Source organism: Streptomyces sp. NPDC030183, assembly GCF_055573455.1.
Genome location: NZ_JBVIBK010000001.1, coordinates 528,404 through 550,707 on the forward strand (window position 1 = coordinate 528,404; position 22,304 = coordinate 550,707).

Here is a 22,304-nt window from a genome sequence, read left to right on the forward strand (position 1 = left end):
GCGCGATCCTCCGGGGGCCTTCTCGTGCGTACGTGAGGGTGTCAGATCTCGTACGACTTCCGGGGTACGGCGAGCTCCACGGGGCCGTCGTACACCGCGCGGGCGTCGTCGAGGTTGACCCGGGGGTCCGTCCACGGCGGGATGTGGGTGAGCAGGAGGCGGCGGGCGCCGGCGCGGGCGGCCGTCTCACCGGCCTCACGGCCGTTGAGGTGCAGGTCCGGGATGTTCTCCTTGCCGTGGGTGAACGCGGCCTCGCACAGGAAGAGATCGGCGTCGCGGGCCAGTTCGTCCAGGGTGTCGGTGACACCGGTGTCCCCGGAGTACGTGAGGATCCGGCCGTCGTGTTCGATGCGGATGCCGTACGCCTCCACGGGGTGGGCGACCCGTTCGGTGTGGACGGTGAAGGGGCCGATGTCGAAGGTGCTCGGCTTGACCGTGTGGAAGTCGAAGACCTCGCTCATGGAGGAGGCGGACGGGGTGTCGGCGTACGCCGTGGTCAGGCGCTGCTCGGTGCCCTCGGGGCCGTAGACCGGGATGGGGTCGCAGCGGCCTCCGTCGTGCCGGTAGTAGCGTGCGACGAAGTACGCGCACATGTCGATGCAGTGGTCGGCGTGCAGATGGCTGAGAAAGATCGCGTCGAGGTCGTAGAGACCGCAGTGGCGCTGCAGCTCGCCCAGGGCACCGTTGCCCATGTCGAGGAGCAGCCGGAAGCCGTCGGCCTCTACGAGGTAGCTCGAACAGGCCGATTCCGCGGACGGGAACGACCCCGAGCAGCCGACGACGGTGAGCTTCATGAGAGCTGGAACCTCCGCGCTGGCGTGAAGTCGTGACAGTCGTGTTGGTCAGTCGTGTCAGTCGTGTCAGTCGGTCGTGACGTACGGGCGGGTCGCGCCGACCACCGGGTGCGGTCAGCGGGCTTGCGGGGGACGGACGGGGGTGCGACGAGGTGGTGCGGTCCGTCGAGCGTAAGGCGCAAAAGGACGGGTCGCTCCTCCGCCAGGGGCCGTTGTGGGCGAACTCACCTGTGGTGTCACCGGTTCGGCTGGTGGTGGGGCCGTCGGGCCGCGCGTGAGCCGGGGTGAGGTGGCGCAGGGGGGCGTGGGGGAGTGTGACAGGGCGGGCGTCGGCGGGGGTGCGCGGGTACGGTCGTGCCCATGGACATGTCCTGGTGGTTGGCGCTCGCGGCGGTGGTGTCGCTGGCGCTCGTCGCGACGCTGGTCGACGGGTGGGGCCGGTCCCGCCCACCGGGCCGGCGGGACCGGCGGACGAGCGGACCGAGGGGGCGTACGCGACCGCCGGGACGGCCGGGTGAGCGGGCCGGCGCGCGGGCGCCGCTGCCGCGGCCCCGGCCGTCGGAGATCTGGTGGGCGAGCGTGCCCTTCGAGGACGGGCCGGGGGGCAAGGACCGGCCCTGTCTCGTGCTCGCGGTACGAGGAGACCGGGCACGGGTCGTCAAGATCACCAGCAAGTACCGGGACGCCCGGGTCGGCGTGATTCCGCTGCCCCCGGGCGCCGTCGGCGACGCGCGGGGCCGCCCCAGCTTCCTGGAGACGGAGGAGCTGAGGGACGTACCGGTACGGGACTTCCGCCGGAAGGCGGGCGTGGTGGATCCGGTCCTGTGGGACCAGGTGCGGCACCTGTCCCGATGACGCGCCGATCGCGCCCACGCGACCCGCCCGTCATCGGAAAAGCAGGGGCCGCAGGTCCCTGCTTCTCCTTCTCCGGGGGCGCGGGGAACTGCGAGAGACCCCCACCCACCCGCACCCGCCGGACGACCAGCGCACCCCGAGCTACTGGGTGCCCTGCGCTAGGCCCAGAGCTGTCCCTGCAACGTCTCGATGGCCTCCTCCGTCGTCGCGGCGGTGTAGACGCCCGTCGACAGGTACTTCCAGCCTCCGTCGGCCACCACGAACACGATGTCCGCGGTCTCCCCCGCCTTCACCGCCTTCCTGCCGACCCCGATCGCCGCGTGCAGCGCCGCTCCCGTGGAGACGCCGGCGAAGATGCCCTCCTGCTGGAGCAGCTCTCTCGTGCGGGTCACCGCGTCGGCGGAGCCGACGGAGAAGCGGGTGGTGAGGACGGACGCGTCGTACAGCTCCGGCACGAACCCCTCGTCGAGGTTGCGCAGGCCGTAGACGAGGTCGTCGTAGCGCGGCTCGGCGGCGACGATCTTGACGTCCGGCTTGTGCTCGCGCAGGAAGCGGCCCACGCCCATCAGCGTGCCGGTGGTGCCGAGGCCCGCCACGAAGTGCGTGATCGAGGGGAGGTCCGCGAGGATCTCCGGGCCGGTCGTCGCGTAGTGGGCGCCCGCGTTGTCCGGGTTGCCGTACTGGTAGAGCATCACCCAGTCGGGGTGCTCGGCGGAGAGCTCCTTGGCGACGCGTACGGCCGTGTTGGAGCCGCCGGCGGCCGGGGAGGAGATGATCTCCGCACCCCACATGGCGAGCAGGTCACGCCGCTCCTGGGAGGTGTTCTCGGGCATGACGCACACGATGCGGTAGCCCTTGAGCTTGGCCGCCATCGCCAGGGAGATGCCCGTGTTGCCCGAGGTGGGCTCCAGGATCGTGCAGCCGGGGGTCAGACGGCCGTCCTTCTCCGCCTGTTCGATCATGTGCAGGGCGGGGCGGTCCTTGACGGAGCCGGTGGGGTTGCGGTCCTCCAGCTTGGCCCAGATCCGGACGTCCTCGGACGGCGAGAGCCGCGGCAGGCACACCAGAGGGGTGTTGCCCACCGCGGCCAGCGGGGAGTCGTAGCGCATGGGTGGTCAGCGGCCCTCAGGCCATGCCGCCGGCCACGGCCGGCAGGATCGTGACGTTGTCGCCGTCGGAGAGCTTGGTGTTGATGCCCTCCAGGAAGCGCACGTCCTCGTCGTTGAGGTAGACGTTGACGAAGCGGCGCAGCTCACCGCCGTCCACGATGCGGGCCTGGATGCCCGTGTGGCGGGTCTCGAGGTCGGCGAACAGGTCGGCGAGGGTGTCACCGGCTCCCTCCACCGCCTTCTGGCCGTCGGTGTACTGGCGGAGGATGGTGGGGATGCGGACCTCGATGGCCATGGTGTGCGGCTCCTGTCGGGAGTGGTCAGGTCGGTGGGCGCGCGGCAGCGCGGAGTGCGGGGTCACACGGGTGAGGGCGCCGCGGCTCACGGCCGTACGGCGGCAGGTCGGCGTCAACAGATGGCGCTGGCAAGCCTGCACAGGTCGACGTGCAGCCGCGCCACGAGCAGTGCGCCCGGCGTCTTCTCGCTCACGTCGTCAAGAACCATGGGCTCATCGTATCGATTCCCGGTCCGGGTCCCGGAATGTGATCCCATATGCCGGACGGATTCGGGCCATGGAGTGAGACCGCACAGCTCAGCCGGACCGTTCAGGTCGAGCGCCGTGGCACCAGCCGGGTGGGGGTGACCACGGACGACAGGGCGGCCGGCTCCCATGTGCCCGGTTCCCGTGTGCCCGGCTCCGGTGCGGCCGGTTCCTCCGTGCGGCTGAACAGCAGGCGGGCCATCAGCCGGCCCATGCCCTCGATGTCCTGGTGCACGGTGGTCAGCGGCGGGTCGGTGTGCTCGGCGATCGGGGCGAGGTCGTCGAAGCCGACCACGGCGATGTCGCCCGGGACCCGCAGTCCGCGCTCGCGCAGGACCTGGAGGGCGCCGGAGGCCATGAGGTCGGAGGCGACGAAGACGGCGTCGAGGTCGGGGCGCCGGTCCAGGAGCGCGGCCATGGCCTCGGCGCCGCCCTGCCGGGTGTAGTCGGCGCGTTCGATCAGTTCGGGGTCGGCGCCGTCGAGCAGGACGTCCCGGTAGCCGTCGAGGCGGTCCACCGCCGATGCCTCCTGGTCGTAGGGGCCGGTGACGGTGGCGATGCGCTCACGGCCGAGGGAGACCAGATGGCGGACGGCCTCACGGGCGCCGCCCCGGTTGTCGGCGTCGACGTACACGCACTCGCGTACGGTCTCGCCGCCGCGGACCAGCGGGCGGCCGCCGAAGACGGCGGGCAGGCCGAGCCGCTCGATCATGCCGGGCAGCGGGTCGCAGGCGCGCAGTGAGAAGAGCAGGGCGCCGTCGACATGGCCGCCGCCGAGGAAGTCGCCGACGCGCGGGTACTCCTCCTCTTCCTCCAGGAACAGCAGGACCGGCTGGGCGCCGTGGGCCACCAGTTCCTTGCGGATGCCGCGTAAGTGGAGGTCGAAGAAGGGGTCGACGAAGAGGCGGTTCTGCGGTTGGCTGGCGACGACCGCGATGGCGTTGTTGCGGCGGGTGACCAGTTGCCGGGCGGCGGAGTTCGGTACGTAGCCCAGTTCGGCGACGACCTCCCGGACGCGTTCGACGACCTCCGCGCGCACCTTGCCCTCGCCGTTGATCACCCGTGACACGGTGGACTTGGACACCCCCGAGCCGCGTGCGACGTCCTCCAGGGTGGGCCGCTGTCCGTTCAGTCGTCGCGTCCGTGCCATCGGCTGTGTCAACACCGTCTCCGTAGAGGGCAGTTGGGGTGGGGGGCCTGCCCGGCCACGGTAACGTCGAAAGCTTTCAGTACGCCTCCACGATTCGGACTTCCTCCTCCGTCACCTCACCCTCGACGATGCGGTACGAGCGGAACTGGAAGTCACCGAGTCCGTCGGTGTCCGCGGTGGAGACGAGGACGTAGTGGGCGCCCGGCTCGTTGGCGTAGGAGATGTCGGTGCGGGAGGGGTATGCCTCGGTGGCCGTGTGGGAGTGGTAGATGACCACCGGCTCCTCGTCGCGGTCGTCCATCTCGCGGTAGAGCCTCAGCAGGTCGCCCGAGTCGAACTCGTAGAACGTGGGCGACATGGCCGCGTTCAGCATCGGGATGAAGCGCTCGGGACGGTCCGAGCCGGCCGGGCCCGCGACGACGCCGCACGCCTCGTCCGGGTGGTCCTTGCGCGCGTGGGCGACGATCTGGTCGACGAGGGCCTGGGTGATGGTCAGCATGCCCGTCAGGATAAGCAGAGGGCCGCCGCGTATCGAAGGCTGGTACGCGGCGGCCCACATGCCGGTCAGGAGGCCGGTCGGCCTCCCGGGCGGAGCGTCAGCCGACCTTCTCCGGGTCCGGGTCGCGGTGGGCCGTGACCTCGGGGTTGCGGGACTTCAGCACCAGCCAGCCGACGCCGAGGGCGGCCGCCCAGCCGGCCATGACGTAGAGGCTGACGCGGGCCTCGTGGTCGTAGGCGATGAGGCCGGTGACGAAGAGGAGGAAGACGATGGCGATCCAGCTGCCCGTCGCGCCGCCGGGGGCGGGGAAGGAGGAGGCGGGCAGGCGGCCCGCGTCGACCGCGCGGCGGTAGCGGACGTGGCTGATCAGGATCATGAGCCAGGTCCAGATGCCGGCGCCGGTGGCGACGGAGACGACGTACTCGAACGCCTTCTCCGGGACGACGTAGTTCAGGACCACGCCGATGCCCATGAAGAGCACCGAGACGCCGATGGCGAGCGCGGGCGTCCTGGAGGCGGACAGCTTGTTGAACGCCCCGGGCGCCTCGCCGCTGTCGGCCAGGGTGCGCAGCATGCGGCCCGTGGAGTACATGCCGGAGTTGCACGAGGACAGGGCCGCGGTCAGGACCACGAAGTTGACGATCGCGGCGCCCGCCGGGATGCCGATCTTCGCGAAGGCGGCGACGAACGGGCTCACGCCCGGCGCGAACTCGGTCCACTTCACCACGCACAGGATGACGGTGAGGGCGCCGACGTAGAAGAGGGCGATACGCCAGGGCAGGGTGTTGATCGCCTTGGGGAGGGTCTTCTCCGGGTTCTCGGACTCACCGGCGGTGACGCCGACCAGCTCGACGGCGAGGTAGGCGAACATCACGCCCTGGAGGGTCATCAGGGAGGAGCCGACGCCCTTGGGGAAGAAACCGTCGAAGGCCCACAGGTTGGAGACGGCGGCGGTGTCGCCGGCGGCGCTGAAGCCGAAGGTGAGGACACCGAGGCCGATCACGATCATGCCGATGATCGCGGTCACCTTGATCATCGAGAACCAGAACTCGATCTCGCCGAACAGCTTCACCGAGATCAGGTTGGCCACGAACAGGACGACCAGGAAGACCAGGGCCGAGACCCACCGCGGGATCTCCGGGAACCAGTAGTTGATGTAGATCGCGGCGGCGGTCAGTTCCGCCATGCCGGTGACGACCCACAGCAGCCAGTACGTCCAGCCGGTGAAATAGCCGAAGAACGGGCCGAGGAACTCCCGGGAGTACTCCGCGAAGGAGCCCGAGACCGGGCGGTACAGGAGCAGCTCGCCGAGCGCCCGCATGATGAAGAAGATGATGACGCCGGCGACGGCGTACATCAGGATGAGGCTCGGTCCGGCCTTGGCGATGTTCGCACCGGCGTTGAGGAAGAGCCCTACGCCGATGGCGCCGCCGATCGCGATCATCTGGACCTGGCGGCTGCCGAGCCCGCGCTCGTATCCCTCTTCGGATGCCGCGCCGGGCACGGCGTCATTGCCGTTGTTGTCGACCTGAGCGGAGGTCATGTGTAGTGCGCCTTTCTCCACGCTGGGCCGATCCGAGCCGTTCGTCGACCCCGGATCGGGTTCCGATCCCCCCGGATGTGATGGAGCTGAGCTGTTCGCTCGTGCCTGGCCGACGGTCGTCGGCTGGTGGCGCACCCGGCGGACAAGGGTGGTGTCCTCCGGGCGGTCGTGAAGATTTATCACGGCCGCAATCGTGATCGGCGCGGTGTTCTGTGGCGCACAACACAGGAAGAAGCAGACAAAGAACACCCCTGAGGGCATCCCTCACCGCTGTGGTGACACGATCGTTATCCGGATTTGAGTGTCCTCTGAGCGAACACGAACCCAACCCGGAGGGGCTCCGGAGGGAACCCGGAGTTCCGCATCACCGGCGCCCTCCGCCCCGCCACTGGGCCGCTCACGCGTCCGGCGGCGGGGCGCTCACGGCATCAGCGTGGCGATCAGCGTCTCCTGGAGTCCGCCCAGCCACAGGTACGCCATCACCATCGGCTTGCGCGGGTCCTCGTCCGGCAGCCGGTAGAGGAGGTCGGTGTCCTCCTCGTCGACGACGTCGAGCCGGGCCCCGATGGCGAGGCGCAGGTCGTTGAGGCAGCCGAGCCACCGCCGGGACTCGTCCGCCGACAGCTCGAGGACGGCGCCGCCCTCACCGGCCGCCGACAGCCCGTCCAGCGAGTGGATCACCGCGAGGGCGTTGTCGCGCTTGCCGGCCCGCAGGTCGTTCTCGGTGAAGCGCCGGAACTCGGAGGAGTACGCCCGCTGCTCCTCGGCCTCGTCGGCCGTCGGGGTGCCCTCGGGGTCGCTGTAGGCGTCCGGGAAGAGACGCCTGAGCACGGGGTCCTTGGGGGGCTCGCTCGGCCCCTCGGCGAACAGTTCGGCGAGCGGGTCGTCGGGGGCGTCCTCGGCGGGGCCCGGGCCGATCAGCTCCAGCAGCTGGACCGCGAGCGAGCGGATGATGGAGATCTCGACCTCGTCGAGGGCGACGGCCGCGCCGCCGCCGGGAAGCGGTTCGAAGGTTCCTGGCATCGGGTTGGTCGTTCACTCCGGTCCTGTTGTGTCAGGCCGGGTCGTCCGGCCTGCGGCTGCCGCCCGTGGCTACTTCCGGTCCTGCTGGAGCGTGGCCCACAGGCCGTAGCCGTGCATGGCCTGTACGTCGCGCTCCATCTCCTCGCGGGTCCCGCTGGAGACGACCGCGCGACCCTTGTGGTGGACGTCGAGCATGAGTTTGGTCGCCTTGTCCTTCGAGTACCCGAAATAGGCCTGGAAGACGTAGGTCACATAGCTCATGAGGTTCACCGGGTCGTTGTGGACGATCGTCACCCACGGCACGTCGGGCTCGGGTACGGCGAAGACCTCCTCCGCCGACTCGGTCTTCTCGATCTCCATGGGTGCGGCTGCCGTCACACGGCCCATGCTGCCACCACAGGGGGGTCCCCGCACAAACGGGGACCCGTGCGACGGATGGTCCGTCAGAAACGGACCCAGAAATCGTCAGACTGACGAGATGGGAGTACGATCCCCTGCCATGAACACAGCGGACCTTGGTTTGCCGGTGGATGTCCCCTCGACCGCGCTCTTCACGGACCAGTACGAACTCACGATGCTGCAGGCCGCGCTGAAGGCCGGTACGGCCGAGCGGCGGTCGGTGTTCGAGGTCTTCACGCGGCGGCTGCCGGAGGGGCGGCGGTACGGCGTGGTGGCCGGGACGGGCCGGGTGCTGGACGCGGTGGAGAACTTCCGCTTCGACCCCGGCGTCCTCGGCTTCCTGCGCGAGCGCTCCGTCGTCGACGCCGAGACCCTCGACTGGCTGGCGGGCTACCGCTTCAGCGGTGACCTCTGGGGTTACCAGGAGGGCGAGGTGTACTTCCCCGGCTCGCCGATCATGCGGGTCGAGGGCACCTTCGCGGAGTGCGTGCTCCTGGAGACCGTGATCCTGTCCATCCTCAACCACGACTCGGCGATCGCGGCCGCCGCCTCCCGGATGTCCAGCGCCGCCGGGGAGCGCCCGCTGATCGAGATGGGCGCCCGGCGCACCCACGAGCTGGCGGCGGTGGCCTCCTCGCGCGCGGCGTACGTCGGCGGCTTCTCCTCCACCTCCGACCTGGCGGCGGGCTTCCGCTACGGCATCCCGACGGTCGGCACCTCCGCGCACGCCTTCACCCTGCTGCACGACCGCGAGCGGGACGCCTTCCAGGCCCAGGTGGACTCCCTGGGCCGCGACACCACGCTGCTCGTCGACACGTACGACGTGTCCGAGGCCGTGCGGACGGCCGTGGAGGTCGCCGGTCCGGAGCTGGGCGCGGTCCGCATCGACTCCGGTGACCTGCTGCTGGTGGCGCACCGGGTGCGGCAGCAGCTGGACGAGCTGGGGGCGACCGGCACGCGGATCATCGTCACCTCCGACCTGGACGAGTACGCGATCGCCTCGCTGGCGGCGGCACCCGTGGACGCGTACGGGGTGGGCACACAGCTGGTGACCGGCTCCGGGCACCCGACCGCCTCGATGGTCTACAAGCTGGTGGCGCGGGCGGAGTCCGCCGACCCCACGGCCCCGCTGGTGCCGGTGGCGAAGAAGTCCAGCGGCGGCAAGACGTCCGTCGGGGGCCGCAAGTGGGCGGCCCGGCGCATGGACGAGCACGGGGTCGCCGAGGCCGAGGTCGTCGGCACCGGGGCGGTTCCGCCGGAGCTGGAGGAGCACCAGCTCCTGGTTCCGCTGATCCGGGAGGGCCGGGTGATCGCCCGCGAGCCCCTCGACGTCGTACGCGACCGCCACGCGGCGGCCCGCGCGCGGCTGCCGCTGTCCGCGACCCAGCTGTCGCGCGGCGAGCCGGTCCTCCCGACGGAGTACGTCTGAGAGCGGGCGCACGCCGGGAGCGGGCGGGTGCGGGGGCGCCCGATGTACCCGGGTGTGAGCCGGTCAGCGCCCGCGTGCTCGGCCTGTGCCCCGGTCCGCGCTTCGGGCGAGCGCCGGATGCCCCCTCCCGAACACCTCCGGAAGTCTCTAGGCTCGGAAGTTCGTAGTCCAGCAGAGATCGGCCGGGCCCGCTCGCTCCCCGCGTCAGGAAACCCACCCCACACCGACCCAGCGTCGAAGAGTCGAAGGACACCGACACCATGCGCCGCGCCTTGATCGTCGTTGACGTGCAGAACGACTTCTGCGAGGGGGGCAGCCTCGCGGTGGCCGGCGGTGCCGATGTGGCCGCCGCCATCACCGAGCTGATCGGCCAGGCGGCCGGCCCCGGCTACCGGCATGTGGTGGCCACCCGTGACCACCACATCGCTCCCGGCGGCCACTTCGCCGACAACCCCGACTACGTCCACTCCTGGCCTGCGCACTGTGTCGCCGGCACCGAGGGCGTCGGCTTCCACCCGAACTTCGCCCCCGCGATCGCCTCCGGCGCGGTGGACGCCGTCTTCGACAAGGGGGCGTACGCCGCCGCGTACAGCGGTTTCGAGGGCGCCGACGAGAACGGCGTCTCCCTGGCCGAGTGGCTGCGCGCCCGCGACATCGACGAGGTCGACGTCGTCGGCATCGCCACCGACCACTGCGTCCGGGCCACCGCGCTGGACGCCGCGAGAGCGGGCTTCCGCACCCAGGTCCTGCTGGACCTGACCGCGGGCGTCGCCGAGGAGACGACCGAGCGGGCGCTGGAGGAGCTGCGCGAGGCGGGCGTGGAGCTCACGGGCAAGCCGGTGGTCTGAGCGCCGCCCGCCCCGGGCGCGCCTCCGCTCCCGGCGGGCGCCCGGCCGGCCTCAGGCGTGCGTCCGCGGCCTCCTCAGCAGGGCGCGGATGGGGTGCCAGAGTTCCGGGGTCGTGGACGTGGGGCAGACCGCCGACGTGCGCCATATCAGCCCGTCGGGGTGGTGCAGCACCGCCGTGATCTCGTCCGGCGTCGGGGGCGCCGCGTTGCCCCGGAGGTAGATCGCGCGCAGCCCCAGGTTGCGCAGCCGGGTGAGGGCACGGGCCCGGTTCGCGGCCAGCACCAGCACCCGGACCGAGCCGTCGTCCGCCGGGGCGGTCGGGGCGGGCCGGCCGGTCACGGCGGATGCGGACCCGGTCACCGTCGGCGCGGAACCGCTCACGGCCCATACGGACCCGGTCACGTTGGGTGCACCCCCACTCACGGACGGTACGGCCGCGTTCGGGGTCGGTGCCGCCCAGGTCACGGTCAGCGCGCTCCCGACCGAGGTCGGCAGGGCCCGTCCGGACGCCTCCGCCCGGGCGCTCGGAACGGCCGGGACGGGGTCCCGGGGTGCCGGTGCCGGCAGGTTCAGGGCGACGACGACATTGCCGTCCGGCAGTTTGCAGAAACCTCCTGCGGCCATGCAGGTCACACCCCCGTACGCGTCAGTGTCAATAAGAAGGCCACAGCACGCACCTAAACACGTCCGGCCGCGACCCGCCAAGGGGGTCGCGGCCGGACATGGTCTGACCTGCGGAAATACTGGTTACTTCACCGCGGGGCCGACCAGGAGCGAGATCGTGGAGCCGTCCTTGGCCTCCTTGACGATCTTGATCTTGGTGTTGGTGTCAGTGATCTTGACACCGCCCGTCGGGTTCGTCACGTCGTAGTAGGTGTTGGTGTGGTCGTTGAACGTCGACACACCCTTCGACGACGGGATCTTGGTGAGCACGTCGGCCTTGTGCAGCTTCAGGCCGTCGGTGCGGTACAGGCTGAACGGCGAGTCGTAGGACTGGATGCGGTTGCGCATCACCGTGCCGTCGGCCCACTTGAGCGCCTTCGGGTGGGAGTCGACCGGGAGGACCAGACCGACACCCGGGTGGACGCTGGTGTTGTTGTCCGCCTGCGAGGTGTCCCACTTCCAGATCAGCAGACCGTTCTGGTACGGGTAGTGCTCCACCCAGTCCGGACGCGTGGTCGAGAAGCCGAAGTTGTACGGGCCGACCTTGAGGGTCTTGTCGTACGAGACGTACTGGCGGTTCTCCGCGATGTAGTACTGGGCGTAGTCCAGCGTGTAGTTCGCGCCCTTGCGGGTGAAGCCGTTCGCCGTCCAGGCGGCGTCGGCGCTCTCCGCGTTGTCGGAGAAGACGGTCGAGCCGTCCGCCGTGACCGCGATCTGGTCGGCCGCGAAGCCCTTGAGGGCGAGGCCGCCGTCCGTCTGGTAGCGGAAGCGCAGGTCGACCTTCTTGCCCGCGTAGGCGTTCAGCGGGTAGACGAGCTTCTGGTACTCGGTGACCGAACCGGTCAGCGCGGGCTTGTCGCTTCCGTCACGGGTGATGGCCTCGCCGTTCGCGGTGCCCTCCAGCGGCGTCCAGTTGGCGCCGCCGTCCGTCGACACCTCGGCGTAGAGGTAGTCGTAGTTGCGCTCGATGTCCCACCAGCCGTCGAGGGTCAGGGACGCCGACGACTTGCCCGTGAGGTCGACCGACCGGGACAGCGTGTTCTTCAGGTTGTTGCCGCTGCCGCTCCACCACTGCGTGGCACCCTGCGAGGGCTGCACGATCTCGGTGGTCACCGGCTTCTCCGGCAGCTCGACCACGAGGGCCTGCTTGTCCCACGTGTTGTACGCGGCGAGGCCGAGCTTGTGCGTGGACTGCTTGCCGGCCTTGGCGGTGTCGAAGTTGAGCCAGCCCAGCTGGAGCTTGTCCCAGGCGGTCATGTCGCCGGGCAGGTCACCGATCTCGTTCTTGCCGGTGCCGAGCCAGGAACCGGACGACATCAGGGTCCAGAAACCCGTGGAGTTGTCGCCGTTGCCGGTGGTGTCGTAGTGGTCCGGCAGACCGAGGTCGTGGCCGTACTCGTGGGCGAAGACACCGAGGCCGCCGTTCTCCGGCTGGATGGTGTAGTCGCCGACCCAGATGCCCGTGTCACCGATCTTGGCGCCACCGAGCTTGTTGTCCGCGGGGCCGGTCGAACCGGCGTCGGTGCCGAACGCGTACCAGCGGTGGGCCCAGATGGCGTCCTCGCCCTGCGCGCCGCCGCCGGCGGACTCGTCCTCACCGGCGTGCACGATCTGGAAGTGGTCGACGTAGCCGTCGGGCTCGTTGAAGTTGCCGTCGGCGTCGAAGTCGTAGCGGTCCCACTGGTCGTACTTGGCGACGTCGGCCTTGATCTGCGCGTCGGTGCGCCCGGCCGCCTTCTGCTGGGCGACCCAGGAGGTCAGACCGTCACTGACGACGTTCCACACGCTGGGGCAGTTCGTGTCCCCGCACTTGTTGTTGCCGTAGCGGGCCTCGTTGTAGGGCACCTTGACCCAGTCCGAGACCGTGCCCTCGACCGAGTAGCGGCCCGAGGACTGCTTCTCGTAGTACTTCTTCATCGACTCGGTCTTCTTGCCGGTGCCGAAGTACATGTCCTGGAAGTGCTTGCGGTTGTAGTCCGCCTTCCAGGCCGTGGAGTTGTCCTTCTTCCGGTTCGGCTTGGCGATCTTGTTGTGCAGCGGGCCGGGCGTGCCGCCGTACTGGCTGTCGATCTTGTCGCCGAACTCGACCAGGATGGTGAAGATCTTGTCGGTCTTCTCGCGGCCGAGCTCGACGTACTTGCTCTGGCCCTTCTTGCTCTTGAGCTTCACGACCTTCGAGCCATTGCGGTTCTTGACCGTGGCGTCGCCGGATATGACTTGCTTCAGAGCTTCCTCGCGCTGCGCCGCCTGCGTCCTGCTCAGGGGGCCTTCGAGGTCGTGGTCGTCATGCGCGGCGTGGTCCGCCGGGTCATGACGGTTCGCGGCGGCCGCCGACTTGCCGTCCCCGTCCTGCGCCATCGCGTAGGTCGAGAAGGTGGCCGCGGCCGTCGCCATGGCGACGCTGATCGCCGCCGCCCTGAACGTCCAGGGTCTACTGGTCACTTGAGGTCCTCCCCCGCGCCCGTCCGCGCGGAGAAGATGTCCTGGTCGTGGAGGAAGTCCGCGCGCGGTATACGCGTGTAGTCAAGTGACGACATTCGACTGGAGTTTCGAAAGAAAAAACAGATCTTGACTTGCACAGGTCAAGGCGCTAACGACGTCCAGGGGAAGCGCTTGTTCGTTATGCGGACGTTATGTACGGCCGTCGACCGGCGCGCATATGCGTCCGCTTCCCGGACTCCATGACTCGGTGCGCCCCCCGTGCCCCCGCCCCCGTGGGTCAGGTCACGCTTACCCGTCGTTCCCCTCGGGCACCCTGGCGAATAGAGTCGATTGGCGGAGTGCCGGACGTCGGCGGAAGCCAAGCCGACAGCACTGCTTCACCTTTGATTCGTATCCGTAACCTCCCCTCAGCGAGAGGCACGGGGGGACCCCCACCCGAGGACACGATTGCCATGCCTCGTCCGACGACCGCACAGCTCGCCTACGGCTCCTGCACCGTGATCCTGTCCACCCTCGCCATGCTGCTGCTGTCACAGACGACTTCCGGCGTGGGGATCGCGGTGATCGCCCTCTCCGCCCTCGCCCTGGGCCTGCTCGTCTCCCTGACCGTGCCGCAGTCCAAGCCGGCCTCGGCCAGGGCCGCCACAGCCGCCACCGCCGCCACCCGGCGCGTGCAGGCGCGGCCCCCGGCGCACGTCCCGGCCGTCGCGGCGCCCGAGCCGGTACGGGAGCGGGAACCGGTGCACGAGCGGACGGGTTCCTGAACCTTCTCGGCGACCGGCCGGAACACCGCGCAGAAACGTGACGGCGGGCCCGTGCTCCACGGACCCGCCGTTCCGTACGCGTCGGCGGTATGCCGCCCCGCCGGTCCCGCTTCCGCCCGCGGTCACGCCGCCTCACGCCGCCTCAACCGGTGCTGACCACCACCGTCTTGGCCGCCTTGTCGTGCAGACCCTGCTTGTAGGGCTTGTCGAAGAAGCTCCAGCCGCCCGCGACCGCCGTCCAGACACAGGCACAGCAGAAGGCGAAGGGGAGCCACAGCACCGCCGCGCGCAGCAGCGCGGTCTGCGTCGAGGGCGTGGACCCGTCGTTGAGGTTCGCCACCCGCAGCTTCATCAGCCGCTTGCCGAAGGTCTGGCCGTTCCTGACCGTGAGAACGGTGTCGTACGCGATGTAGAGGACCGCGGCGAGCACTTCCTGCCCCACGGACCTGCTGAACTGGATGTCGTCCGTGTCGACGGTGTACTGGCTGATCCTGAAGGCCCAGGCCAGCAGTCCCACCACGATGCCCACGAGGATCATGTCGATGAGGCGCGCGAGCACCCGCTTGCCGCTGTCGGCGAGCGGGGGCATCCCCATGAGCGGGTCGGTGGAGAAGGGGCCTCCCCCGTAGGGGTCGCCGCCGTACGGGCCGCCGCCCCCGTGGGGTCCGCCGCCTCCGTAGGGCGGCGGCTCGTTGCCGAACGGAGGGGGCTGGCTGCCGTACGGCGGCTGCTGTCCGGGCGGTGTGCCGTACGGGGAGCCCCCGCCCTGGTCCGGCGGGGGCTGCTTCCTGAACGGGTCGTCGTCCGGGGACGGGCCGGGACCGGGGGGCGGCGGTTCACTGCTCATGGCCCGAGTCGACCGCGAACCCCCCGGCTCCGCATCCGGCACAGGGCCGTCCGGGGTACGGCTACCCGCCGGCGACGAACGTACGGGCCGCCTTGTCGTGCCAGCACTGGCGCCACGGCTTGTCGATGACGCACCACAGAACGCCGATGACCCCGATACCGAGCAGGCCGGGGACGGTGTGGGCGAGCCAGCGGCGCAGGGACCCGCCGAGCGACGGGGGCTCGTGACCCTCGATGTCCCGGACCTCCAGGCCGAGCAGCTTCTTGCCGAGGGTGCGGCCCCATCTGGCGGTGGGCAGCACCTCGTAGAGGGCGCTGACCACGAACAGGACGCCCAGGATGATGCCCAGGTACACCGAGGTCGTGCCGTCGATCAGCCAGACGGTGACCTTCTCGCCGGAGAGCCGGGCCGCGTCGATCTTCGCGTCGATGTGGTCGAGCGCCTTGGTGCCGAACGGGACGGCTACCACGGCCGTGACGGAACCGACGATCGCGCTGTCCAGGAGCCGGGCCGCCAGTCGCCTGCCGAGCCCGGCGGGTCTGGCCTCGGCCTGCCGTCGGGCCGCCGCCTGGAACGGGTCCTCCACCACCGGCTTCCAGGGGGCGACCGGCTGCTCGTCCTCCCCGCCGGCCAGCCGGTGCACCTGCTGGGCCCAGGAGGGCTGTCCGCCGCCGGCCCCGACGGCCATGGGGGTGTCGGCCGACTGGCCTGGCGCGGTGGGCTGCTGGGGCAGGCCCGCGGCGGGCTGCCCGCCCTGCGGGACCTGCGGCGTCTGCGCGAAGGAGCCGCCGACCGACGGTTGCTGCGGCTGCCGGGGCGCCGGGGTGGTCGGGGTGAGGGGGGTGGCGGTGCCGGCGGCCGGCGAGGACGCGGCGGGCGCCTGCGGGGCGTGGGCGGCCTGCGGGCCCTGCTGCGGTCCGAAGGGCGCGACCGGCGGCGCGGGGACCGGGGTCGGCGGGGCGGCCGGTGCCGCCGCGGACGCCGGCTGCGGTGAGGCCTGCGGAGAGGCCTGCGGTGAGGCCTGCGGGGAAAGGCCCAGCGCCTGCTGGGCGGCGGCCTGGGCGCTGGTCAGCGGCGCGCCGAAGACACCGGGGGCCGCGCCGGCTCCCTGCTGTCCCACGCCGGGGGCGTTCCTGCGGAACGTCATGGTGCCGTCGTTCCGCGACGGCTCCGCGCCCCCGGCCGCGCCTGAGTCGGGGCGCCGGAAGACCACCGTGCCCTCGGGGGCGCCGGTGTCGTCGTCGGCGGGCGGGATCGTCGCCGTGCCGTCGGTGCTCGCCGTGCGCCCGGACTCGCCCGCCGGGTCGCCGGTGTCCGCCACGAGCGAGACCCGCGGGTCGGGGCCCTGGGCGGCCGGGGCGGCCGGCCGGGGTGAACCCCAGGAGACCCGGCGGTCCTTGTCGCCGCCGAAGCCGGTCTGGCGGGACCGGTCGGCGCCCCACGCGGAGGCGGGTTCGGGGCGGTTGCCGTGCAGGGAGTCGGCGGACGGACGGCCGGCCGAGGCGCCCGGCTCGCCGGCCGGGGCGGGGTCCTCGTCGAAGAAGTGCGGGCCCGTCTCCTCCACGGCGGCCGGGGAGCCGGGTGGCGGGGCGAGCGGTTCGCCGTCGGTGGGCGCCGGACGGCTCGTACCCGGCACCCAGGCGGCACCGTTCCAGTACCGGACATATCCAGGAATGGACGGGTCCGGGTAATACCCTTCGCGGGGCCTGTCGTCGCCGGGGGCCGGGGTTGGGGCGCTCATGTCCGTCGTCCCGTATCTGCTCGGGGGTTGATGAGGGGGCATCCACATCTACCAGACGGGGGCAAGTCCCATGACCGCTGCCGCCGGACCCGCCCCTTTCGAGCACGCGATCTGCTAGGGCCGGGCTCCGCGCGGGGCGTCCGCACGCCCGTCGGCGCGCTCCTCGCACCCGGTCGTCGGGCGGTCGTCGGAAAAGTTTCGCGGACCCGCGTAATGCGGAAGGCCCCGCGCCCCTCTCACTCGTACGGGCCCGCATCCGGGCCCCCTACCGGAGAGGAAGGAACCACCATGAGGCACACCGTCGTGGAACGCGAGCTGGAGCTGCGGCTCGTCCTGTCGCCCGAGCACACCATCCCCGTACCGGCCAAGCTGGGTTACCGCAGCGACGACCCGTACGCCGTCCACATCACCTTCCACAGCAACTCCGACCGCCCGGTGCACTGGACGTTCGCGCGGGAGCTGCTGGTGGAGGGGGTGTTCCGGCCGTGCGGGAGCGGGGACGTGCGGGTGTGGCCGACGAAGGTGGCGGGGCGGGGTGTGGTGCTGATGGCCCTCAGCTCCCCGGGCGGGGAGGCCCTGTTGGAGGCGCCGGCCGCCGCCGTGTCGGCCTGGCTGGAGCGCACGCTGCGGATCGTGCCGCCGGGCTCGGAGTTCGAGATGCTGCGGATCGACGACGGGCTGGCCGACCTGCTCGCCCGGTGAGGCGGCCGTCTCAGAACAGCTTGCCCGGGTTGAGGATGCCCAGCGGGTCGAAGACGGCCTTCACCGCCCGCTGCATCTCCATGCCCACGGGGCCGATCTCCCGCGCCAGCCACTCCTTCTTCAGGATGCCCACGCCGTGCTCGCCGGTGATGGTGCCGCCGAGTTCCAGGCCGAGGGCCATGATCTCGTCGAAGGACTCGCGGGCGCGGCGGGACTCGTCGGGGTCCGTCGCGTCGAAGCAGACGGTGGGGTGCGTGTTGCCGTCGCCGGCGTGTGCGCAGACCCCGATGGTCAGGTCGTACTTCTCGGCGATCCGCTCCACGCCGTCGAGCATGTTGCCGAGCCGGGAGCGCGGCACGCACACGTCGTCGATCATCGTCGTGCCCTTGACGGCCTCCAGCGCGGTCAGGGACATCCGCCGTGCCTGGAGCAGCAGTTCGGACTCGGCGGTGTCGTCCGCCGGGACGACCTGGGTGGCGCCCGCTGCCTCGCACAGCTCCGCCACCGCCGCGAGGTCGGCCGCGGGTTCGGGGGTGTCGAAGGCGGCGAGCAGCAGCGCCTCGGTGGTCTCCGGCAGGCCCATGTTGCCGAGGTCGTTGACGGCCTTCACCGTCGTACGGTCCATCAGTTCGAGCAGCGAGGGGACGTGCCCGCCGGCCATGATCCGGCACACCGCGTCGCACGCGGCGGCCGCCGACGCGAACTCCGCGGCCAGCACCAGCTGCCGGGGCGGCCGCGGCTTGAGGGCGAGGACCGCGCGGACGACGATGCCGAGCGAGCCCTCCGAGCCGACGAAGAGCCGCGTGAGGTCGTAGCCGGCGACGCCTTTGGCGGTGCGCCTGCCGGTCGACATCAGCCGCCCGTCGGCGAGCACGACGTCCAGGCCGAGGACGTACTCGGCGGTGACGCCGTACTTCACGCAGCACAGGCCGCCGGAGGCCGTGCCGATGTTGCCGCCGATGGTGCACATCTCCCAGCTGGAGGGGTCCGGCGGGTAGGACAGCCCGTGTTCGTCGACCGCGCGGGAGAGGACGGCGTTGATGACGCCCGGCTCGACGACGGCGATCCGGTCCACGGGGTTGATCTCCAGGATCCGGTCCATCTTGGTGAGGGACAGCACGACGCAGCCCTCGCAGGCGTTGGCCCCGCCCGACAGGCCCGTACGGGCGCCCTGCGGGACCACGGGGACGCGCAGCTCGGTGGCGGTACGCATCACGTGCTGCACCTGTTCGACCGTCCGCGGGAGCACCACGACCGCCGGGGCGCCGGCCTCGCAGAAGCTCGCCATGTCGTTCGCGTACGACGCCGTGACGTCCGGGTCGGTGAGCACGGCCTCAGGCGGCAGGCCGTCGAGCAGTCGGTCGACGAGGTTGCCGGTCGCTTCGTCGCGCGGGGCTTCGATACGGCTCATGATCACAGGTTCGCACTCACGGCCATCGGTGTGAAGGCCGTCGCCGCCGGCCGCCGGGTACGGGATGTGACCGTCGCATGGACGCACAGTGATCAACATGAGCGGTGCTGAGAACGAGGAACGGGCGGCACGGTGGTCGGACGGAGACGCGCGCTGGGCGGCGCGGTGGCGTGGCGGGAGGGCCGACCGGGTGACGTGGTGGCGGAGGCGGGGGCTCGCCTGGGTCGTCGTGGGCTGTCTGGTGCTCGGGGGCGGGGCCCTGATGGTCGTGCCGGAGCGGGGCGGCGGTGGGGCGGCCGAACGGAACGGCGCGGGTGCGGGGCGGGGGGCGCGGGTGGCGGGTGCGCCGGGCGCCGAGGCGCACGCGGGAGCACGAGCGCCGACGGTGGCGCAGGTGCGGGCGCGGGCGCGGGCCGGGGTGCTGGCGGCCGGGGTGGCGGTCGGGTCGGACGAGCTGGCGGTGCTGGTCGCCGACCGGGAGGCGCGGGTGCGGGCACGGCCCCGCGACAGCGGGGCGTGGGCGGTGCTGGGCGCGGCGTACGTGGAGCGGGCGCGGCGGACGGGCCGCGTCTCCGACTACCCGAAGGCGGAGAGGGCCCTGCGCGCCTCGCTGCGGCTGCGCCCGCGCGGCAACGCCGACGCGCTCGACGGCATGACCGCGCTCGCCAACGCCCGGCGCGACTTCCCCGCGGGGCGGAGGTGGGGCGAGCGGGCAGTGACGGAGTCGCCGGGGCGCTGGACGTCGTACGCGCTGCTCCTCGACGCGTACGACGGCCTCGGCCGCTACAAGGCCGTGCGCGGCTCCGTGGAGCGGCTGCTGAAGGCCGACCGGGTCCCGGCGGCGCAGGTGTGGGTCGCCCGCGTCTACTGGGACCAGGGCCGACGTGAGGACGCGGCCGCCGCGCTGGCCGACGCGGCGGCGTCCGCGGGCACGCCGGCCGAGGAGGCCGCGCTGTGGACGCGGGCCGGGGAGTACGCCTGGGAGCGGGGCGAACCGGCCGGCGCGTTGCGCTACTTCACGGCGGCGACCCGCGCCGACGCCGGCGCCGCGGACGCCCTCGCGGGCCGCGGGCGGGTGCTGGCGGCGCTGGGCAGGCCGGCCGAGGGGGTACGGGCGTACCGTGCGGCGCTCGCGCGGCGGCCGTCGGCCCGAGTGGCCCTGGAGCTGGGCGAGCTGTACGAGTCGCTGGGGCGGGCGGGGGCGGCGGCGAAGCAGTACGGGGCGGTACGGGACCTGGTCGGGCGGTCCGCCGCGGCCGGGGTGAACGAGGCGCTCGTGCTGGGCGCGCTGGAGTCCGACCACGGCGACCCGGAGAAGGCGATGCGGCTGCTGCGCGCGGAGTGGCGCCGGCAGCCGGCGCTGCGGGTCGCCGACGCGCTGGGGTGGGCGCTGCACCGGGCGGGGGCGGACGAGGAGGCGCTGGAGTACGCGCGGCGGGCGACGGATCCGGCGCGGGGTGGTGAGGTGCGATCGGCGACGTACGTGCACCATCGGGCGGAGATCGAGCGGGCGCTGGGCTTGACGGCGTCGGCGCGGCGGCACGGGGAGGAGTCGCGGCGGATCAATCCGTATCTCTAGGCGGGTCCGGGTGGGGTGGGGTTGCTCGCGCAGTTCCCCGCGCCCCTGAAAAGCGACCGGGGCTGCGCGCCGTGCTTTTCATAAAGGGGCGGGCCGCAGGCCCGCTCCCTTCAGGGGCGCGGGGAACTGCGCGAGAAACCACGAACCACCCTCACCCGCACGACCACAGTGGCCCCCGAGCTATGAGGCGCCCGGCCTACAGATTGCCGCGCTTCTCCTGCTCCCTCTCGATCGCCTCGAACAGCGCCTTGAAGTTGCCCTTCCCGAAGCCCATGGACCCGTGCCGCTCGATGATCTCGAAGAACACCGTCGGCCGGTCCTGCACCGGCTTCGTGAAGATCTGCAGCAGGTACCCGTCCTCGTCCCGGTCCGCGAGGATCTTCAGCTCGCGCAGGGTCTCGATGGGGACCCGCGTGTCGCCGACCCACTCGCCGAGCGTGTCGTAGTACGAGTCGGGTGTGTTGAGGAACTCCACCCCGGCCGCCCGCATCGTCCGTACGGTCCGCACGATGTCGTTCGTGTTGAGGGCGATGTGCTGGACGCCCGCGCCGCCGTAGAACTCCAGGTACTCGTCGATCTGGGACTTCTTCTTGGCGATGGCGGGCTCGTTGATGGGGAACTTGACCTTGAGGGTGCCGTCCGCCACCACCTTCGACATCAGCGCGCTGTACTCGGTGGCGATGTCGTCCCCCACGAACTCCTTCATGTTCGTGAAGCCCATGACGCGGTTGTAGAACTCCACCCACTCGTTCATGCGGCCGAGTTCGACGTTGCCGACGCAGTGGTCGATGGCCTGGAACGTGCGCTGGGCGGGCGGCTCGACGATCGGGTCGGCGGCGACGTAACCGGGCAGGTAGGGGCCGTCGTAGCCGGTGCGCTCGACCAGGGTGTGCCGGGTCGTGCCGTACGTGGCGATCGCGGCGAGGACGACCGTGCCGTGCTCGTCCTTCACCTCGTAGGGCTCGGCGACGGAGCGGGCGCCGTGCTCGATGGCGTACTCGTAGGCGCGGCGGGCGTCCGGGACCTCGATGGCGAGGTCGATGACGCCGTCGCCGTGTTCGGCGACGTGCTCGGCGAGGAAGTGGCCCCAGGTGGTGGTCGCCTTGACGACCGAGGTGAGGACGAACCGGGCCGAGCCGTTCTCCAGGACGTAGCTCGCCGTCTCGCGGTTGCCGGTCTCGGGGCCGGAGTAGGCGACGAGCCGCATGCCGAAGGCGGTCGAGTAGTAGTGGGCGGCCTGTTTGGCGTTGCCCACGGCGAAGACGACAGCGTCCATTCCCTTGACCGGGAAGGGGTCTGCCTGCCGTGCGGTGTCAGGGACGGGGTGCGTGTGCGCAGAGGTGGCTGCCATGGCCGCAGGCTCTCTCCACTCCCGCAAGGTGCGCAATAGTTCGCGTTCTGGCTGGACAATCTGCACAGTGGAGACCCCATACTCGGCCTGGTTCTGTACAGGATGCTCACCTCGGGAGTGCTCATGGCGATCGATCATCTGGACGGGCGGCTGATCGTGCTGCTGGCGCGCGAGCCGCGCATCGGGGTGTTGGAGATGTCGCGGCGGCTGGGGGTCGCGCGGGGCACGGTGCAGGCGCGGCTGGACCGGCTTCAGTCGAATGGAGTCATCCGGGGTTTCGGCCCCCAGGTGGACCCGGCGGCGCTCGGCTATCCGGTGACGGCGTTCGCGACGCTGGAGATCCGGCAGGGTCAAGGCGCGGACGTACGGGCGCACTTGGCGACCGTGCCGGAGGTGCTGGAGCTGCACACGACGACCGGCAGCGGCGACATGCTGTGCCGGCTGGTGGCCCGTTCGAACGCGGATCTCCAGCGGGTGATCGACCGGGTCGTCGGTTTTGATGGCATCGTCCGGGCCGCCACGGCGATCGTCATGGAGAACCCCGTTCCGCTGCGGATCATCCCGTTGGTGGAGCAGGCGGCGGAGGACCGGGAGACGACGACGTAGCCGACCTG

Annotated in this window: 22 protein-coding genes; 7 read left to right on the top strand and 15 right to left on the bottom strand. The window is 71.3% G+C overall.

The features are described 5' to 3' along the window. Window positions 1-41: 41 nt before the first annotated feature. A complete protein-coding gene (locus ACZ4Z2_RS02305) occupies window positions 42-794 on the bottom strand; it encodes an MBL fold metallo-hydrolase (protein ID WP_468071439.1) in 753 nt (250 codons plus the stop codon). Window positions 795-1,154: 360 nt separating this feature from the next. Here ACZ4Z2_RS02305 and ACZ4Z2_RS02310 point away from each other — a divergent pair, with 360 nt between their 5' ends. Continuing rightward, window positions 1,155-1,649, top strand: a complete 495-nt coding sequence (locus tag ACZ4Z2_RS02310; RefSeq protein WP_468071441.1) for a type II toxin-antitoxin system PemK/MazF family toxin — start codon at window positions 1,155-1,157, stop codon at window positions 1,647-1,649. 158 nt (window positions 1,650-1,807) lie between these two features. Here the strand turns inward: ACZ4Z2_RS02310 and ACZ4Z2_RS02315 are convergent, their stop codons facing one another. The 8 genes from ACZ4Z2_RS02315 to clpS form a co-directional block, all read right to left on the bottom strand. Then, window positions 1,808-2,758, bottom strand: a complete 951-nt coding sequence (locus tag ACZ4Z2_RS02315; RefSeq protein WP_468071443.1) for a PLP-dependent cysteine synthase family protein — start codon at window positions 2,756-2,758, stop codon at window positions 1,808-1,810. Between the two features lie 16 nt (window positions 2,759-2,774). Beyond that, a complete protein-coding gene (locus tag ACZ4Z2_RS02320) occupies window positions 2,775-3,053 on the bottom strand; it encodes a MoaD/ThiS family protein (protein ID WP_055541406.1) in 279 nt (92 codons plus the stop codon). A 113-nt stretch (window positions 3,054-3,166) separates the two neighbouring features. Beyond that, window positions 3,167-3,262 carry a putative leader peptide gene (locus tag ACZ4Z2_RS02325; protein ID WP_309474684.1) on the bottom strand — a complete coding sequence of 32 codons (96 nt, stop codon included), beginning with the start codon at window positions 3,260-3,262 and terminating at the stop codon, window positions 3,167-3,169. A 101-nt stretch (window positions 3,263-3,363) separates the two neighbouring features. Next, on the bottom strand, window positions 3,364-4,449 hold the full coding sequence (locus ACZ4Z2_RS02330) for a LacI family DNA-binding transcriptional regulator (protein WP_468071445.1): 1,086 nt from the start codon (window positions 4,447-4,449) through the stop codon (window positions 3,364-3,366). Between the two features lie 76 nt (window positions 4,450-4,525). Then, on the bottom strand, window positions 4,526-4,948 hold the full coding sequence (locus ACZ4Z2_RS02335) for a M67 family metallopeptidase (protein ID WP_468071447.1): 423 nt from the start codon (window positions 4,946-4,948) through the stop codon (window positions 4,526-4,528). 97 nt (window positions 4,949-5,045) lie between these two features. Further along, window positions 5,046-6,491 carry an amino acid permease gene (locus ACZ4Z2_RS02340; protein WP_468071449.1) on the bottom strand — a complete coding sequence of 482 codons (1,446 nt, stop codon included), beginning with the start codon at window positions 6,489-6,491 and terminating at the stop codon, window positions 5,046-5,048. A 420-nt stretch (window positions 6,492-6,911) separates the two neighbouring features. Continuing rightward, window positions 6,912-7,514, bottom strand: coding sequence for a DUF2017 domain-containing protein (locus ACZ4Z2_RS02345; RefSeq protein WP_468071451.1), 603 nt, complete (start codon window positions 7,512-7,514; stop codon window positions 6,912-6,914). A gap of 69 nt (window positions 7,515-7,583) precedes the next feature. Next, entirely contained in the window at window positions 7,584-7,901 is a 318-nt protein-coding gene (clpS, locus tag ACZ4Z2_RS02350; protein ID WP_055520955.1) for an ATP-dependent Clp protease adapter ClpS, read from the bottom strand. A gap of 112 nt (window positions 7,902-8,013) precedes the next feature. Between clpS and ACZ4Z2_RS02355 the strand changes: the two genes are divergently transcribed. Together ACZ4Z2_RS02355 and ACZ4Z2_RS02360 are read left to right on the top strand one after the other, a co-directional pair. Continuing rightward, window positions 8,014-9,342 carry a nicotinate phosphoribosyltransferase gene (locus ACZ4Z2_RS02355; protein ID WP_468071453.1) on the top strand — a complete coding sequence of 443 codons (1,329 nt, stop codon included), beginning with the start codon at window positions 8,014-8,016 and terminating at the stop codon, window positions 9,340-9,342. Window positions 9,343-9,602: 260 nt separating this feature from the next. Next, a complete protein-coding gene (locus ACZ4Z2_RS02360; RefSeq protein WP_468071455.1) occupies window positions 9,603-10,190 on the top strand; it encodes an isochorismatase family protein in 588 nt (195 codons plus the stop codon). Between the two features lie 51 nt (window positions 10,191-10,241). Here the strand turns inward: ACZ4Z2_RS02360 and ACZ4Z2_RS02365 are convergent, their stop codons facing one another. After that, entirely contained in the window at window positions 10,242-10,529 is a 288-nt protein-coding gene (locus ACZ4Z2_RS02365; RefSeq protein WP_468071688.1) for a hypothetical protein, read from the bottom strand. A 408-nt stretch (window positions 10,530-10,937) separates the two neighbouring features. Next, a complete protein-coding gene (locus ACZ4Z2_RS02370; RefSeq protein ID WP_468071456.1) occupies window positions 10,938-13,295 on the bottom strand; it encodes an immune inhibitor A domain-containing protein in 2,358 nt (785 codons plus the stop codon). A 452-nt stretch (window positions 13,296-13,747) separates the two neighbouring features. Between ACZ4Z2_RS02370 and ACZ4Z2_RS02375 the strand changes: the two genes are divergently transcribed. Beyond that, entirely contained in the window at window positions 13,748-14,059 is a 312-nt protein-coding gene (locus tag ACZ4Z2_RS02375) for a hypothetical protein (protein ID WP_468071458.1), read from the top strand. Between the two features lie 142 nt (window positions 14,060-14,201). Here ACZ4Z2_RS02375 and ACZ4Z2_RS02380 read toward each other — a convergent pair whose 3' ends face one another. Beyond that, on the bottom strand, window positions 14,202-14,906 hold the full coding sequence (locus tag ACZ4Z2_RS02380; RefSeq protein WP_468071460.1) for an RDD family protein: 705 nt from the start codon (window positions 14,904-14,906) through the stop codon (window positions 14,202-14,204). Window positions 14,907-14,967: 61 nt separating this feature from the next. Next, complete coding sequence (locus ACZ4Z2_RS02385) at window positions 14,968-16,647, bottom strand: RDD family protein (protein ID WP_468071462.1); 1,680 nt, start codon at window positions 16,645-16,647, stop codon at window positions 14,968-14,970. A 288-nt stretch (window positions 16,648-16,935) separates the two neighbouring features. Here ACZ4Z2_RS02385 and ACZ4Z2_RS02390 point away from each other — a divergent pair, with 288 nt between their 5' ends. Next, complete coding sequence (locus ACZ4Z2_RS02390) at window positions 16,936-17,349, top strand: SsgA family sporulation/cell division regulator (RefSeq protein WP_468071464.1); 414 nt, start codon at window positions 16,936-16,938, stop codon at window positions 17,347-17,349. Window positions 17,350-17,359: 10 nt separating this feature from the next. Here the strand turns inward: ACZ4Z2_RS02390 and ACZ4Z2_RS02395 are convergent, their stop codons facing one another. Further along, complete coding sequence (locus tag ACZ4Z2_RS02395; RefSeq protein ID WP_468071466.1) at window positions 17,360-18,766, bottom strand: FAD-binding oxidoreductase; 1,407 nt, start codon at window positions 18,764-18,766, stop codon at window positions 17,360-17,362. A 91-nt stretch (window positions 18,767-18,857) separates the two neighbouring features. Here ACZ4Z2_RS02395 and ACZ4Z2_RS02400 point away from each other — a divergent pair, with 91 nt between their 5' ends. Then, window positions 18,858-20,339, top strand: a complete 1,482-nt coding sequence (locus tag ACZ4Z2_RS02400) for a tetratricopeptide repeat protein (protein WP_468071468.1) — start codon at window positions 18,858-18,860, stop codon at window positions 20,337-20,339. Window positions 20,340-20,535: 196 nt separating this feature from the next. On the opposite strand, the gene hppD is transcribed toward ACZ4Z2_RS02400, so the two are convergent. Next, window positions 20,536-21,690, bottom strand: a complete 1,155-nt coding sequence (hppD, locus tag ACZ4Z2_RS02405) for a 4-hydroxyphenylpyruvate dioxygenase (RefSeq protein WP_468071470.1) — start codon at window positions 21,688-21,690, stop codon at window positions 20,536-20,538. A gap of 123 nt (window positions 21,691-21,813) precedes the next feature. On the opposite strand from hppD, the gene ACZ4Z2_RS02410 reads away from it, so the two are divergent. Continuing rightward, complete coding sequence (locus tag ACZ4Z2_RS02410) at window positions 21,814-22,296, top strand: Lrp/AsnC family transcriptional regulator (protein WP_468071472.1); 483 nt, start codon at window positions 21,814-21,816, stop codon at window positions 22,294-22,296. The last annotated feature ends 8 nt before the right edge of the window (window positions 22,297-22,304 follow it).